This is a genomic window from Paenibacillus sp. Y412MC10 (genome assembly GCF_000024685.1).
In the GTDB taxonomy this organism is placed as follows: Bacteria; Bacillota; Bacilli; order Paenibacillales; family Paenibacillaceae; genus Paenibacillus_AQ; species Paenibacillus_AQ lautus_A.
This window is the reverse complement of record NC_013406.1, coordinates 1,653,528-1,668,272: the sequence shown is the minus strand read 5'-3', so window position 1 is coordinate 1,668,272 and position 14,745 is coordinate 1,653,528. Positions and strand designations below refer to the sequence as shown.

Sequence of the window (14,745 nt, the reverse complement as noted above, 5' to 3'; positions counted from 1 at the left end):
CTTTTCCGTCTGTATGCTACTGCAAACGCTTCGCCAAATATTCGCCGTTTGCCTTCAGCATGGGATAGGCTTTGCCGGATACCGCCCCGCTCTCCTTATGGCTCTCAAGCAATTTCATAAAGCCGTCCATGTGGTGGGCCGCCTGCTGCTTGTTCCCCTTCTCTTCGAAGCGGATGACCGAATCCAGGTGCGCCGTAAGCGAGCGGGCAGCCCCATGGTTCGCAAACCCGCCTCCTTGCTCCAACTGATCGACCAGACGTTTCAGGTGCAGGGAGCTTGTATTCTCCAGCTGGTACGTTCCTGTAACAAACTGATACAACCAGTCATACATAATCCGGATATCCGGATCCTGGCTTGCCGCTGCATCTCTTAACACAGGCCCGGAGCCTTTGTAATACGCTTTGAAGGTATCGTTCATATAACCATACTTCACGCCGCCATCCAGGTACTCCTTATACCGGTTGCGGAATACTTCGTCGGTCAGCATCCGTCCGTCAAACTCGATCTCGACGCCCATCCCGAATCGTTTGGCCGTGTATGCGGCATCGTCCAGGCGCTCGCTGCTCATGTCTTCAAAGAAATAGTTCGGCTGGAACGCGACCGCGTCGAATCCGACCTCTTCCCACATATAACTCTTATAGGCCAAGAAATGAGGAATCCAGAAGGACTTTAAGCCTTCGACGTGAATTTGGCCGTTTACGTATTTCAGCATATCCGGACCGGAAGCGCTCGTGCTTACCTGTTCGGACAGCCAGTATAAACCGACAAGCTCCAGATTGGAATAATGGTTAGCCTCCCACCGCTGCAGCACTTCGTCCATCCACCAGCGGATCGCCTTTTGCCTGTTCGCCATGGCCGACTCCTCACCAACGGCCCCGGCGTTAAAATTTTCGGAGATTCCATCTCCGTCCACGTCACCGAAGTCGGTCTGATACTCGCCCGTATCCGGGATCATCACGACGACCTTGGTTTTATGGTCAGGCTGCCCCAGCTTGGCTCCCACCTCCTTGGTGGCTTCATTGAGCTGGTGCATCTCGCCGTCCGCATCAAAAGTCTTGTCGAGGTACCACTTCCAGTCCTGCAGGTTCGCGCCGCCGCCAAAGTCGCGACCATCCGGGGATATCAACCCAAGCGTAAGCACGCCGTCAAAAAACCAATCCACCGGCTCCCCGTTCTGGTCCACGTAGCTGATCTGAGGAATGATCTCCTCTTTGCTCCAGTCTCCATCCCCATTGGCATAATGACCATTGTATAGAAGGGACAAATCATGAATGCCGGCCGTAGCCTCTCCCGGCTGTAAATATTTAAATTCTTGCGGCGGAAGCTGCACCGCCCCAGCGGCTTTGCCATCAGTCCCCATGATCTCGATTTCGTCGATGAAGGTCCAGGCCCTTGTATGCATGGTGAAGCTTACCTTCACATAACGCGCGTAAGCGAACTCCCCATCTTCGAAGCCCGGCACGCCATCGGTCTGGCTATCCCAAGCGTACGTTTCGTCTACGGGCGGACCGTCCACCCATAACGTCTGGGTCGCTTTATTCGTCAAGTTCGCCCAATGAACATTATCGTCCGAGACATACATCGAAACCGTTAGCGGAAACAGAATCGCCGAGCCAGGCCAATCCTGCAGAAAACGCGCGTTGATGCCCGAGATGGATTTGGCCTCGCCAAGATCAAATACGACCTCACGCGTCTTCTTGCGTATATGACCGACCCATGCGGGATCCAGTACATTCCGCGTTCCATGTATTCCGTCGTTCAGTTTATGGCCAGGGTCGGGATAATTGGCTTCCGGGGCCTCCGACCACGAGTAGGTTGCATTTCTTGCCAGGTTTCGCACCTCCGATTGAGCCTCATCAGCATAAGCGAAAGGAATGATCGAGAACATCATGGCCACAATCATGGCTAACGATACCCGTTGTTTCATAGAACGCATATAAATTAACCTCCTCTTATCATGCTTCCTGATCTTCGCCGGTTTTCACCGGACTTCAGCCTTACGAACTCCAGCAATCGTGGGCCGGCGCCGTAACTCGCGCCATTGCCATGGTTTCGTCATCTCACCCCCTTCCAGTCATGGTCTGCCTTCATGCCTCCAATCCTATATTCAACCCCCCCTGCCCTTTCCTTCGTTCAGATCCACCTGCGCTTCAATCGATTTCCGATATCGTTCGGTTATATCCTGGGGACGCGTAATGGCGCTGCCTACCACGACAAACCGGGCACCCGCATTCAGAGCCTGAATCATGTCGTCCGCACTGGCAAACCTGCCTTCGGCTATAACCGGCAGCCGCGTTTCCTGAACCAGCCTTGCGACCAGCCCGATGTCGGGTTTCGTACTTTCCGGACTGTAGGCTGTATACCCCGACAGCGTTGTGGAAATATAATGTACGCCCAAATCGGCCGCATACAGCCCTTCCTCCAAGGTAGAAACATCCGCCATCACATGGATTCCCCGACGAATCAGCTCATCGACTACCTCTTTCAATTTGTTCCCATCCGGTCTCGGTCTCCGCGTCCCGTCCATAGCTACGATATCGGCGCCTGCCTCATGGACGGCTAAAGCATCCTCAAGGGTTGGCGTAATGTAAACGGGATAACCTTCGATCTGCCGTTTCAGCAGCCCGATGACCGGCACGCTCACCGCCGCTTTAATCGCCGCTATATCAGCCGTTCCATTGGCCCGGATCCCGATGGCTCCTCCCAGCACGGCCGCTTTCGCCATTTCAACCATATGCTGCGGTCCAAACAGCGGCTCTCCCTCATACGCCTGACAAGACACCACTAATCCTCTATCTGTAATCATCCGCCTCATATTTAGCTCCTACATCTGGTTTAGTATAAATTTGCGTCATCCTTTGTTTACTTCAACCCCGTAATCGTGATGCCTTCGATAAACTTCTTCTGGACGAAGAAGTATAGAACGATGATGGGAATCGTAAACAGCGTAGCGGCTGCCATTAAAGGCCCCCACGCCACCCCATTCTCCCGAATAAATTGCTTCAGGCCGATGGACAGGGTCCATGTTTCCTGATCGTTCAAGTAAATCAACGCTCCCTGGAAATCGCCCCATGCGCCCAGAAACGTAAACAGGCCGATTGTCAGAAGGGCCGGTTTGGCAAGCGGCAGCACGATTTGGGCGTAGATGCGAAACTCCGACGCGCCGTCGATTTTGGCTGATTCGGTGAGCTCCATCGGAATTCCGTTAAAAAACTGCCGGATCAGGAACACATTGTACGCCATTCCCGTCCCGAACCACGCCGACAGCACCAGCGGCCAGTTGGAATTCAGCAGGTTGACCTTGTTGAATACGACATACAGCGGAATCATCGTTACCTGCATAGGGAGCATCAGCGTGCTGAGCATCAGGATAAACAGCATGTTTCGGCCTTTAAATTGAATTCTCGAAAAGCCGTACGCGACCAGCGGCGACAAAATCACGACGCCTGCAACGCTCATCAAGGCAATCACGACGGTGTTCCAAGTGTATTGGATGAACGGAATCATGTTGACCGCGTTCACGTAGTTATCCCATATCCATTCCGTCGGAATCCATTGGATGGGAATGACGAAGATTTCCTCCTCGGTCTTAAAGGTGGTCAGCAGCAGCCAGGCGAAGGGCGCCAGAAACAGCAGGCCCACGAGGATTAACAGCATATGAGGAATGATCTTTCGGCCGATAAATGCTTCGTTCATTATTTTTCACCTCCATAGAAGACCCACTTGCTGGATGTTTTGAAGATTAACAGGGTCAGCAGCAGCACGATGATAAACAAAATCCAAGCCATCGCCGAGGCGTATCCCATCTTCAGGAACATGAAGGCGTTCTGGAACAAATAAATCGCATAGAACAAAATCGAGTTCCCCGGCCCGCCAATGGCCTGATTGCTTGATTCCGCAAACACGTAGCCTTGGGAAAAATATTGAAAGGAGCCGATCAGCCCCATAATGAGCTGGAAGAAGGTCATGGGCGAGATGGCCGGCAACGTGATATGCCAGAACTTATGCCACTTGTTCGCACCGTCAATGGAAGCGGCCTCATAATACATTTTGGGCACTTCCTGCAGCGCCGCCAAATACATGATGGTGATCGTCCCGGTCCCCCAGAAACCCATCATAATCAGCGACGGTTTGGTCCAGTTCTCGTCCATCAGCCAATTCGGTTCCGGCAGGCCGATCGCGCCCAGCATCTGGTTCACCAAACCATATTGCGCGTTCAACAGCCAAATCCACAGCAAGGATCCCGCTACGGCCGGGACCAGCGTTGGCAGGAAATAAATCGTCCGGTACAGGGACAGTCCCTTGACGCTCTGGTTTAGCAGCAGGGCAATGCCCAGCGCGTACGCAAGTTGGGGGAAGAATCCGAACAAAGCCATGAATGCGGTGTTGTACAGGGATGAGAACATTTTGCCGTCTTGGGTCATCTCCACATAATTGTCCAGGCCGACCCATTGGGGCGAGGTAAACAGGTTATACTCCGTGAAGCTGTAATACAATGACGTGATAATCGGATAGAGCTGGAAGATCAGGAAGCCGAATATCCATGGACTCAAAAACAAAAGTCCGATGATCAGCCGTTTTCTTTCCCTGCTCTTCATTCCGCTCCGGGGTTCCAAACGTTCCATGTGACCTTTTCACCTCCAAGTAAAAAACAACAACCTGCAGGGAGCGGCCAGCCTGCCTATCGTACTCGCCGCTCCTGCATCATCAAGATTATTTTTTGTCCGCGATCGGCTGCATTTTGCTCACGACATTATCCATCGCTTCCTGAGCGCTTATCTGTCCTTTGAGCGCCTTCTCCGTTTCTTCATTCAAGGTCTGCAAGTATTCGTTAATGTAAATGCTGTTTGGGAAGCCCTTCAAATTAGGATTTTTCGCACTTTCATAATAGTCCCAAAGTTCCTTCACCTCTTGGTTCTCCGTCAGCTTCGGATTATCAAGCGCTTTCATTAGAACGGGGATGGAGCCGCTCTGGATGCTGTATTCAATCTGAACGTCCTCACCGAGCAGGTACTGCATCACCTTCCACGCCTCTTCCTGATGCTTCGCCTTGGATGGAATGAACATGGCGATTGGACTAACCATGCCGGAGCCTTTAAGATCAGGGTTGGCTGCTGGGTAAGGGAATGGCGCTACGCCGACTTCCTTGCCTTCGCCGCGATGCTCGACATACCAGTTCTCCCAGCCGATAATCATGGCCAGCTTGCCGGTCAGGATCGGATCCTGCGGAGTTTCGAGACCGCCCATGCCCGATTTGAATTTATCGATGCTCTCCTGCCCGAATTCCTTATAATAATTCACTTGATAATCAATGGCCTTTACATTCGCTTCCTGGTTCGCGGTCAGCTTCCCGTTGCCGTCGTCCCATGAGCCGTTGAAGATGATCGGCCAAAACACGTTATCGATCCAAGGGTAATCCGGTATAAAGCCCATCTGCGTTATATTTCCTTTATCGTCCTTCTTGGTCAGCTTCTTCGAATATTCGAACAGATCTTCGAGCGTCTTCGGCGGAGCCGTGAGTCCTGCTTCCTCGAACGCCTTTTTGTTGTAAAACAATTTATTGGCCATGCTCATGGAAATCGGGAACCCGAAGACATCATTGTTGACCTTCATGCGATCCAGCGCCGCAGGAATGATCTGGCTGGTGTCGAATCCGTCCCGTTTGATGAATTCCTCCAGCGACTGCACCGCACCGGCAGCAGACCAAGGTCCGATGTTATTCCACTGCGTTACGATGAGATCCGGAGCGCTGCCCCCCGAAATCGCGGTTAGTTGTTTCTGATGATCCTGGTTGCTGAGTGTCTTGACTACGATGTCGTCCTGGCTTTCATTGAATTTCGCTACAGCATCCTCAATCGGCTTTGCGTTTTCTGCTGTGGCAGAACTCCATAATTGAATTTCAACCTTGCCGTCCTGGCCGGCCTTGCCGCCAGTGCCGCCCGCTCCGGAGCATGCGCTTAATACGGTGGAGAAGGCTAAGAGCAGCATAAGCAAAACGTGAAACGACTTCTTTCTATAGTGCTTCTTCAAATGACTCACCCTCCAACATTTCATGGTTTTATAATTTCATATCTGAAGAAAAATTCCTTCTAAACAGAAATTAATGGATAATTACTCTTTCGTCAATCCTTAATTTTCTGATTTTTGTTTTTGTCCGGACATTAAAAAAAGCAAGGATTATAATCATAATCCTTGCTGCATCTAGGATATTTCATGATAAACACGCCTAGATCAACATTAAAAATATTTTTTAGTTATTTTAATTATTTTGGAGAAATGATCCACCTATATGACGTATTGCATACATTCCATCTCACCGTAAAACCATACTTGGGCCGCCGCTCCTATAACGCCGGCGTCATTGCCAAAACTCGCAGCCATAATCCGGCAGCAGCTTCTCATATACGAAGACGTTCGAGCATCGATTTCCTGATCGAGCTCCTGCAAAAAACGGGGACCGGACTCCGCAACTCCGCCTCCGATCACAACGACCTCCGGATTAAAGGCATGAATATACCCGGCAACAGCAGCTCCCAGCGCCCGGATGACCACCCGCATGACCGCCGTGGCGGATGGATCATCCTGATGCCAAGCCCGAATAATATCCCGGGAATTAGGCCTCCATGCATATGAAGCGCTTTCATCCCTTTGCATTTCAAGACCTATTCTGGCAATCCCGCTTCCGGAGGCATACAGCTCGATGCATCCGTTATTTCCGCAGCTGCAGCGAGGGCCGTTAATGTCAACACTAACATGGCCGAGCTCCGCCGCCCCGCCAAAGACGCCTCGCAGAAGGCGTCCTGATTCCATGACGGCACCGCCGATGCCGGTGCCAAGAGCCAAGCACACAAAATTATCGCAGTGTTTGCCAACCCCGTACATCTTCTCCGCCATCGCAATGACATTGACATCATTGTCCACATACACACGAGTGTTATAACGCTGTGTTACCAGCCGTTTAATTGCCGTCCCCGTCCAGTCGGGAAGCGTATCTCCCGCGTATAGAACGGTCCCTTCCCGAAAATCGATCTGGCCTGCGCTGCCGATGCCGATCCCTTGCACCTCTCCCTCAGCGCCGGCCGATTTCATCATCATGTCGATGCCAAGCAGCACTTTGTGCATAAGCTGCTCTGGACCTTTATGGGCCTCGGTTGGCACCCGATGCCGGTTTATGATCTCCCCCCCTCGATCGATGACCGCAAATTGGACTTTCGTCCCCCCAATATCAACGCCGATGGCGTAACCCATAACAAGGTAACACTCCCTTCTGTGATCCTTAAAAAACGAACGAAAGATCACCCCGCTTTCGCCGATAATGAATAATGTGAATCGATTCAAGGAATCGATTCACTAGTACAGCTTATCCGCAACGGAACTTGCGGTTTTTTTCAACGATTCCGAGGCATCCTCTTTTTTCATCGTTAAGAGCGTTGTAAGAATGTTCAGCATATACGTCTGCATGAATTTTGTCGCCAGTGCCCCGCCCTCGGTCGGCATTTCCCGGGAAGACACGAGCAGCACCGTATCTGCGTATGTGGCAATCGGGGAGCGCAGGTGCCCGGTCAAGCAGATGACGTCCGCTCCATTCTTCTTCGCTTCCTTCACCGCATCCACCAGGTCGCGCGTGCTTCCGGAAGTGGATATGGCGAATACGAGATCGCCCTTCTTGACCAATGAAGCGGACATGGCAATAATATGCGAATCCCGGTGCGCTTCCACATTGAGTCCCAGCCTCATCAGCTGATAATGCAAATCCAGGGCGGTTATGCCTGAAGAGCCTACGCCATAGACATACACTTTGTTTGCGGCCAGCAGTTTATCAACCGCCATCCTCAGATTGTCGGCATTCACCAGATCCAGCGTATTCTTCAGTAAAATTTCATGCTGCATCGTCAGCTTGCGAGCCACCGTCATCAGGTCGTCCTGCTCATCGATAGAGGTATCGACTACGGATGGGGGACGATCCACCAAGTCCTGTGCAACGGATAGCTTGAACTCATGAAATCCCCGGAACCCCAGCTTGCGGCAGAATCGAATGACGGAGGTCTCTCCGACCCCTGCTTTCTCGGACAGATCCGTAACGGTGGCAAGGACCGTTTCCTCGGGGAAACCTTTTACGTAATCAGCCACTTTTTTCTCCGTCTTGGTCAGGGAAGAATAAATGCTTGATATCATCAGCAGCGTATTGGATTGATTCAGTCTTGGGCCTACTCTTGCCATTCCACATCCCTCATTTCTCTCTATCTGGACAAAAAAGAATATTTTCTCCTTAATTATATAATAAAAAAGAGTTTTCTTTCAATAACAAAAAAGAAGCTGTCAGCATCCTTATGGATCGGATACTGCAGCTTCCATCATGATTTCGTTGCATTAAGAAAAATTCTGTCCCACGCATCCTCTTCAAACATGCTTACATCATCGTTCCGCTGTCGTCCGTGCTTGAAGTCAGTTCCTCGATAGCCACTGCCCCGTTCAGGCCGCCGCCGGCCGTTTGCGCCCGTTCCATTTGGTACCCTGCGTCCAGCATCGAGCCATCCAGCCGATGCAGCTGCTGGCTGACTTGATCCATCTGTTTGAACAGCTGGCGATACTGATAGGCTTGCGCATACTCGCTCTGCTGCGCGGCCTCGTCCAGCTGCTCGAACATCGTTTTATTCTCGCCCAGCACCTGTCGGTACTGCTCCGCCGCAGCGGTTCGGATATCCTGCGCCGCCCCCATCATCCCATGCAGCACCATCCTGCAGTTCACCAGCTCCTGGCGCACGGCGGAAGAAGTTTCAGGCGTGACCGCAGCCTGCGCATTCTGAAGCTCGGCGTGGATCCCGCCGAGCTCGTTCACGATCATCAGGGCTTCGTCCATGCGGCCGTTCTGCCCTGCAGCAGCCAATTGGCTGGATAGCTGATTGAGTCTCATCGACATGTTTTGAATATTGCTCATTCGTTATTCCCCATTTCCGGACCAAGTCCTTTTTATGAACTAGGATGCGATAAACCATGGATTGCTATTCATTCCGGTATCTGGGCGTGATTGACGGCTGCTGGAATGCGGGGCGGGATGCCGATATAATAGAGTAAGCCATCATATGAAAGTAGGTAGATTAAAGAGTCCGCATGATCAAACGCAAAAAAACGACGCTTTTCCTTGTTGTTGCCTTATTGCTCGCCATATTCTACATGCAGCTGCAAACCGCCATACCGGGATTTATCAACGATCTCGATTTTGATTTTAATCGCAAAGAATCCCCTGAAATCACCCAGCTCCACCCTTATGTACTGCAGCAAAAGAATGAGCTTGTCCGTCTCACCAAGAAAAAAGGGATCACGATTGTCATAACGGACGGTTACCGGAGCCACGAAGAGCAGACCCGCATCTACAATCAGGGCCGCAGCACCGAGGGCAACATCGTGACGAACGCCAAGGCCGGGGAATCTCTTCACAACTACGGGCTCGCCATTGATTTTGCGCTGAGGCTGAAGGATGGCAGCGTCATCTGGGATATGGAATACGACGGGAACGGAAACGGCAAGGCCGACTGGATGGAAGTCGTGGAGATTGCAAAAGATTTAGGCTTCCAGTGGGGCGGAGATTGGGCCAACTTTCCGGATTATCCGCATCTGCAAATCGATTTTGGATTATCGATCCGTGATTTGAAACGGGGAAAGCTCCCTCCCATGGACGCTTCCGAGTATTCGGAAGCCAAATGAGATGATATTGCTATTTGTTTTTATTGAGCATCGAGGTTCGCATAGCATACTTTAGTTATACTCCAATATGACTGACGCATCAGTGAATAAATCAAGGCCGACCAGATCCTTCTGGTCGGCCTTTTTTGACGTTGTTCGCTGTTAAAGCGTCTCGATGGAGGTATGATATTCAACCAAATGCTTGACATGCCGTTCACGTTTTGGTTATATAGTCATATATATAAGCATATAACCTTAACAGGATAATGAAGGCAAGGTGGTGATTCTTATTGAGCGGTACCGTGCATCCAGATAATAGGCCCCTGTTCATCCAGATCAAGGAAAAGATCGAGGACCAGATCGTCAATGACCAATTGCTTGAAGGTGAACAGGTTCCTTCCACGACGCAGCTGTCCCAATTTTACAAAATCAATCACATTACGGTGTTGAAGGGCATCAACCTGCTGGTTGATTCCGGACTCATCTATAAAAAGCGAGGTGTCGGCATGTTTGTTGCTGAGGGGGCCAAGGAAATGCTGCTCCGGACCCGAAAGAGTGCATTTGCGGAACATTATGTGGTGCCTATGGTACAGGAAGCGGACAAACTCGGTTTGTCCACGGATGAGCTTGTTCAAATCATAACCCAGTTAAAAGGAAGTGAACCCCATGAATCTTGATGTACAGTTAGATCGGGTATCGGTGACATACGGCAGCGTCGAAGCCGTCCGCGATATTTCCCTCCGCCTCCCGGCCGGCAAAATTTACGGTCTCCTCGGTCGCAACGGCGCAGGCAAAACCTCGCTCCTGTCGATCCTGGCTTCATTTCGCGAACCATCGTCGGGATCGGTTACGATTGGCGGCGAGCAGCCCTTCGAAAATGCCAAAATCATGAGGGAAGTTTCCTTCATCTACGATGTCGACTATAAAGAGGAGACGGACAAGGTCAAGGCCGTGATTGAATCCGTTGCCAGGTACCGGCCCCATTTTGATACGGCTTATGCCCTGGAGCTTGCCCGCAAATTCAATTTGCCCCTGGATAAACAGCTCAAGCAGCTCTCCAAAGGCATGCAGTCCGCTTTTAACGTATGCATCGGCCTCGCCAGCCGGTCGCCGGTTACCATTCTGGATGAAGCTTATCTCGGCATGGATGCGCCGTCGCGCGAAATTTTTTACCGGGAACTGCTGAAGGACCAGGAGCGCCATCCCCGTACGTTCATTCTTTCCACCCACTTGGTATCGGAGATGGATTATTTGTTTGAGGAAGTCATTATCATCCACAAAGGCCGGTTCATTCTTCAAGACGATTATGAAAGCCTTACGTCCAGGGGTGTATCCATTACGGGCCCCGCGGCCAAGGTGGACGAATTCATCCAGGGCATGAAGGTGCTCAACGTGCAGCAGCTCGGTTCCACCAAGGCCGTCATGGTCTACGGGGATCTGGGCGAGGCATCTCAATCAGCCGCATTGAAGGCAGGACTTGAGATCGGGCCGATCTCGCTCCAGGACTTGTTTATCCATCTGACGGGGGAGGAATATTCCGCATGAAAAAGACGTCATCGCCCGTAAGCAAAGTATCGACGGAAATGTTTATTCAACAAGGCAGCTGGGCCTTGGGTTTTCTAACGATTGTGCTGCTGATCTATATTGGAGCCGGCATCGGCAACAGCATTGGCATCAATGTTCGGGAAGGAATATCAGATGAGGACTTCTTCTCCATCGCTTACCGCTCCACCAAAGGATTTATGCTTGTCATCGGCATCATTTCAGCTTACGGTTTTCTGAGCTATTATGTAAGACACGGCATTACGCGCCGGGATTTCTTTGGTGGTTCCGCTTTAGCGGCCGTCTATCTGTCCCTGGCATTTCCGGTTGCCGCGGCTCTGATCCAGTGGATTGTCTCGCTGTTTGCATCACAAGATGCGGGAAGCACCCGACTGCTGCAGGAGTTCGACAACAGCTGGCTGCTGACGCTCGTTTCCTACGGTATCCAAATCTTCATCTATTACCTGATGGGGTGGATGATTGGATCCGGATTTTACCGGTTTGGCTGGATTCGCGGCTTGGGATGGATCGCCGTTGCCCTCGTGTTGATCGGCTTTATGGATGCATTGTGGCAGTTCGAGCTGGCTTCCATATGGGAACAGTGGTTGCCGGTCACGACAGACTTTTCCGTCACGCTGCCGGTTTCGCTCGCAGGCTCCCTGGCCGTCATCCTGATTGCAATGATTCTGATTCGGCTGATCACCCGAAGAGTTACGATCAAAATGTAACCAATACGCAAAATAAATGGCTGATCCAGGGTAACACCTTCTACCCCGGAATCAGCCATTTTATGATATAACGCCACCGTATAGATTAAGCGGCACTGCTCTTCTTCTTATTGTAAATGTCGAAGGCTACCGCCGCGAGGAGAACCAGGCCCTTAATGCCTTGCTGCCAGTCGATGCCGAGACCTACGAGCGACATCCCGTTATTGAGGACGCCCATGACGAGCCCCCCAATGATCGCGCCGAAGACCGTCCCGATCCCGCCGGTGGCCGAAGCGCCGCCGATGAAGCTCGCCGCGATGGCATCCAGCTCGAAGTTCGTACCGGCTCTCGGCGTCGCCGCGTTCAAGCGGGCGGCAAAAATCAAACCGGAGATGGCGGCCATGACGCCCATATTGACGAATACCCAGAACGTGACCTTCTTGGTTTTCACGCCGGACAGCGCCGCCGCTTTTTCGTTGCCGCCAAGCGCATAAATATGACGGCCCATCACGGTTTTGTTCATCACGAAGGAATAGATGATAATGAGCACCAGCAGCAGAATCAGAATGTTCGGCAGGCCGGCGTAACTAGCCAGCATGAACGTAAAGGCATTGATCACGGCCGCGATGAGCACCAGCTTCAGAAGGAACAAGCCGCTTGGCAGAACGTCGAAGTTGTATTTTTTGTGGGCCTTTCGTTCCCGCAGCTCATTGATCAGGAAAATAACCGTAAAGATGATGCCGGCCAGAATCGCGATCAGGTTGGTGCCGGTGTTCCCGAAGTCCGGAATGAAGCCGGAGCTTAGCTTCTGGAAGCCGCCCGGAAACGGCGCAATGGATTGGCCCTCCAGCACAATCATCGTCAGGCCGCGGAACAGGAGCATGCCGGCCAGGGTTACGATAAAGGCCGGTATCCTCACGTAAGCCACCCAGAATCCCTGCCATGCTCCGATCAGACCGCCGACGATCAAGGATACGATGACGGCAATGACCGGATGCAGCTGCATATCGACCATCATGATCGCAGCAACGGCGCCGACGAAGGCGGCTACCGAACCGACCGACAAATCAATATGACCCGTAATGATGACAAGCACCATGCCGATGGCCAGTACGAGAATATAGCTGTTCTGGAGAATCAGGTTCGTGATGTTGATCGGCTCCAGCAGCAGCCCTCCCGTAATGATTTGGAAAAAAATCATAATGACAACAAGGGCGATGATCATCCCGTATTGGCGGATGTTGTTTTTAAACATTTTTTTGAGCGTCTCCATGCTTAAGCCCCTCCATTCTTGGTCATGTATCTCATCAAGGTTTCCTGCGAAGCCTGCTCTCTGCCAACTTCTCCGGTCATCCGTCCCGCGCTCATGACATAAATCCGGTCGCAGATCCCTAAAATTTCAGGCAGCTCCGAGGAAATGACAAGCACCGCCTTCCCCTCATCCGCCAGCTGGTTGATGATCGCGTAGATTTCGTATTTGGCCCCGACGTCAATCCCCCGCGTCGGCTCATCCAGAATCAGGATATCGGGCTCGGCATAGATCCATTTACTCAGCACAACCTTCTGTTGATTCCCCCCGCTGAGGTTCCCCGTCTTCTGGAGAATGTTCGGCGTTTTGATCTTGAGCTTCTTCCGCATGTCTTCCGCCACGAGAATTTCTTCCCGATCATCAATGACCATGTTCTTTGCCAGCTTGGACAGTCCGGTCAGCGAGATGTTGCGTTTGATATCGTCCATGAGGATCAGCCCGTATTCCTTCCGGTCCTCGGTCACGTAAGCAAATCCGTTTTCAATCGCCTCGTTGATGGATTGATTCCGGATTTCCTTGCCGTCTTTCCGAAGCGTACCCGTGATGTTCCGGCCGTAAGCCCTGCCGAAAATACTCATCGCAAGCTCGGTCCGGCCGGATCCCATCAGCCCGGCAATGCCCACGACCTCCCCCCGGCGGATATTCATGCTCACGTTGTCAATCACTTTTCGGCCTGCTTGCAGCTCGTGATACACCGTCCAATCCTTAACCTCCAGGATGACCTCCCCGATCTTCGGGGTCCGCTCCGGATAGCGGTTCGTCAAATCCCGGCCGACCATGCCGCGGATGATCCGATCCTCGTTCACTTCGCCGCCTCTCATATCCAGCGTTTCAATGGTTTGGCCGTCACGCAGAATCGTGATGGAATCCGATACCTTCGACACCTCGTTCAATTTATGGGAGATCAGGATGCAGGAGATTCCCTGCTTCTTGAATTCCAGCATCAGCGCAAGCAAATTCTCGCTGTCGTCCTCGTTGAGCGCCGCCGTCGGCTCGTCCAGAATAAGCAGCTTCACCTTCTTGGATAAGGCCTTCGCAATTTCGACCAACTGCTGCTTGCCGACGCCGATGCTGCCCACCTGCGTATTCGGGTTCTCGCTGAGTCCCACCTTATCGAGCAGCTCTTTGGCCCCCGTCATCGTCTCATTCCAGTTCATGATTCCCTTCTCGGCACGCTCGTTCCCCAAATAAATGTTCTCGGCAATCGACAGATAAGGGATCAACGCAAGCTCCTGATGGATGATAACGATGCCCAGGTCTTCGCTTTGCTTGATGTTTTTAAATTCACAGACGCTGCCTTTGAACAGAATATCTCCCTCATAGCTGCCGTAAGGATACACGCCGCTCAGTACTTTCATCAGCGTGGATTTGCCCGCTCCGTTCTCCCCGCACAGGGAGTGGATCTCGCCTTCGCGAACCTTCAGATTCACCTGGTCCAGCGCCTTCACCCCGGGAAACGCTTTCGTAATGTTCCGCATTTCAAGAATGTACTCTGACATCTGG

At 51.9% G+C, this 14,745-nt stretch carries 14 protein-coding genes; 4 read left to right on the top strand and 10 right to left on the bottom strand.

Annotation, left to right across the window (positions count from 1 at the left end; translation table 11 throughout):
* Positions 1-16 precede the first annotated feature (16 nt).
* The 8 genes from GYMC10_RS06965 to GYMC10_RS06930 form a co-directional block, all read right to left on the bottom strand.
* Positions 17-1,936 (bottom strand): DUF4855 domain-containing protein, encoded by a 1,920-nt coding sequence (locus GYMC10_RS06965; RefSeq protein ID WP_015733904.1) that lies wholly within the window; start codon positions 1,934-1,936, stop codon positions 17-19.
* Positions 1,937-2,107: 171 nt separating this feature from the next.
* Positions 2,108-2,815, bottom strand: coding sequence for an N-acetylmannosamine-6-phosphate 2-epimerase (locus GYMC10_RS06960; protein ID WP_015733903.1), 708 nt, complete (start codon positions 2,813-2,815; stop codon positions 2,108-2,110).
* Positions 2,816-2,862: 47 nt separating this feature from the next.
* A complete protein-coding gene (locus GYMC10_RS06955) occupies positions 2,863-3,696 on the bottom strand; it encodes a carbohydrate ABC transporter permease (RefSeq protein WP_015733902.1) in 834 nt (277 codons plus the stop codon).
* Positions 3,696-4,625, bottom strand: coding sequence for a carbohydrate ABC transporter permease (locus GYMC10_RS06950; RefSeq protein WP_015733901.1), 930 nt, complete (start codon positions 4,623-4,625; stop codon positions 3,696-3,698). Before GYMC10_RS06950 ends, GYMC10_RS06955 begins: the two co-directional genes overlap by 1 nt.
* Positions 4,626-4,713: 88 nt before the next feature.
* Positions 4,714-6,030, bottom strand: coding sequence for an ABC transporter substrate-binding protein (locus GYMC10_RS06945; RefSeq protein WP_015733900.1), 1,317 nt, complete (start codon positions 6,028-6,030; stop codon positions 4,714-4,716).
* 255 nt (positions 6,031-6,285) lie between these two features.
* Entirely contained in the window at positions 6,286-7,248 is a 963-nt protein-coding gene (locus GYMC10_RS06940) for an ROK family protein (protein WP_015733899.1), read from the bottom strand.
* A gap of 102 nt (positions 7,249-7,350) precedes the next feature.
* Positions 7,351-8,220, bottom strand: a complete 870-nt coding sequence (locus GYMC10_RS06935) for a MurR/RpiR family transcriptional regulator (RefSeq protein WP_015733898.1) — start codon at positions 8,218-8,220, stop codon at positions 7,351-7,353.
* A 190-nt stretch (positions 8,221-8,410) separates the two neighbouring features.
* A complete protein-coding gene (locus tag GYMC10_RS06930) occupies positions 8,411-8,938 on the bottom strand; it encodes a hypothetical protein (RefSeq protein WP_015733897.1) in 528 nt (175 codons plus the stop codon).
* 173 nt (positions 8,939-9,111) lie between these two features.
* Here GYMC10_RS06930 and GYMC10_RS06925 point away from each other — a divergent pair, with 173 nt between their 5' ends.
* The 4 genes from GYMC10_RS06925 (at position 9,112) to GYMC10_RS06910 (ending at position 11,954) form a co-directional block, all read left to right on the top strand.
* A complete protein-coding gene (locus tag GYMC10_RS06925) occupies positions 9,112-9,705 on the top strand; it encodes a M15 family metallopeptidase (protein ID WP_015733896.1) in 594 nt (197 codons plus the stop codon).
* 269 nt (positions 9,706-9,974) lie between these two features.
* Positions 9,975-10,361, top strand: a complete 387-nt coding sequence (locus tag GYMC10_RS06920) for a GntR family transcriptional regulator (RefSeq protein ID WP_015733895.1) — start codon at positions 9,975-9,977, stop codon at positions 10,359-10,361.
* Positions 10,351-11,229 (top strand): ATP-binding cassette domain-containing protein, encoded by an 879-nt coding sequence (locus tag GYMC10_RS06915; RefSeq protein ID WP_015733894.1) that lies wholly within the window; start codon positions 10,351-10,353, stop codon positions 11,227-11,229. The genes GYMC10_RS06920 and GYMC10_RS06915 overlap by 11 nt, the downstream gene beginning before the upstream one ends.
* Complete coding sequence (locus tag GYMC10_RS06910) at positions 11,226-11,954, top strand: hypothetical protein (RefSeq protein WP_015733893.1); 729 nt, start codon at positions 11,226-11,228, stop codon at positions 11,952-11,954. The genes GYMC10_RS06915 and GYMC10_RS06910 overlap by 4 nt, the downstream gene beginning before the upstream one ends.
* Before the next feature lie 85 nt (positions 11,955-12,039).
* Here GYMC10_RS06910 and mmsB read toward each other — a convergent pair whose 3' ends face one another.
* Both mmsB and mmsA read right to left on the bottom strand, forming a co-directional pair.
* Entirely contained in the window at positions 12,040-13,206 is a 1,167-nt protein-coding gene (mmsB, locus tag GYMC10_RS06905; RefSeq protein WP_009591707.1) for a multiple monosaccharide ABC transporter permease, read from the bottom strand.
* A gap of 2 nt (positions 13,207-13,208) precedes the next feature.
* Positions 13,209-14,741, bottom strand: a complete 1,533-nt coding sequence (gene mmsA / locus GYMC10_RS06900; RefSeq protein WP_015733892.1) for a multiple monosaccharide ABC transporter ATP-binding protein — start codon at positions 14,739-14,741, stop codon at positions 13,209-13,211.
* Between the last annotated feature and the right edge of the window lie 4 nt (positions 14,742-14,745).